At 72.6% G+C, this 639-nt stretch carries 1 protein-coding gene; it reads left to right on the top strand.

Annotated elements, in window-relative coordinates; genetic code table 11:
* Positions 1–105: 105 nt before the first annotated feature.
* Positions 106–639 (top strand): TetR/AcrR family transcriptional regulator (locus tag E6R62_RS38165; RefSeq protein ID WP_136217977.1); only part of this gene is annotated, 534 nt, incomplete at its 3' end.

The raw sequence follows: 639 nt of genomic DNA, 5'->3' as shown, positions 1-639 counted from the left end.
CAAGGACACGGTCGGGACCAGTGTCGACGTGGTCGTCGTCGACCCGGAGACGCTTGCCCGCTCGGTGGGCAAGCTGCAGCGCCTGCATGACTTGCGGAAGCGCTCGTGACCTTGCCCCCGGCCGCGCCGCCGCGCCGCGGGCGGCCCGGCCACTCGCTGGACTCGCTGCTCGACATCGCCGTCGAGGCGTTCATCGAGCGCGGCTACGAGGCGACCAGCATGGACGAGCTGGCCGCCCGCCTCGGCATCACCAAGTCGGCCATCTACCACCACGTCTCCAGCAAGGTCGAGCTGCTCCGGCTCGCGCTCGACCGGGCGCTCGACGCCCTGTTCGCGGTCACGGAGGAGCCGGGTGCCACCACCGGCCCGGCCATCGACCGGCTCGAGCACGTGGTGCGGGGGTCGGTGCGGGTCCTCATCGACGAGCTGCCCTTCGTCACCCTGCTGCTGCGGGTGCGGGGCAACTCCGACGTCGAGCGCGACGCGCTGCAGCGGCGCCGGACGTTCGACCGCCTCGTGACGGAGCTGGTCCGTGCCGCCGAGGTCGAGGGGGACGTCCGCCCCGACGTCGATCCCGCGGTCACCAGCCGGCTGCTGTTCGGCACCGTCAACTCGCTGACCGAGTGGTACCGCCCCGAG

Source organism: Streptomyces sp. A1136 (assembly GCF_004795055.1).
In the GTDB taxonomy this organism is placed as follows: domain Bacteria; phylum Actinomycetota; class Actinomycetes; order Streptomycetales; family Streptomycetaceae; genus Streptomyces.
This window is presented reverse-complemented; position numbering and strand designations above follow the sequence as displayed.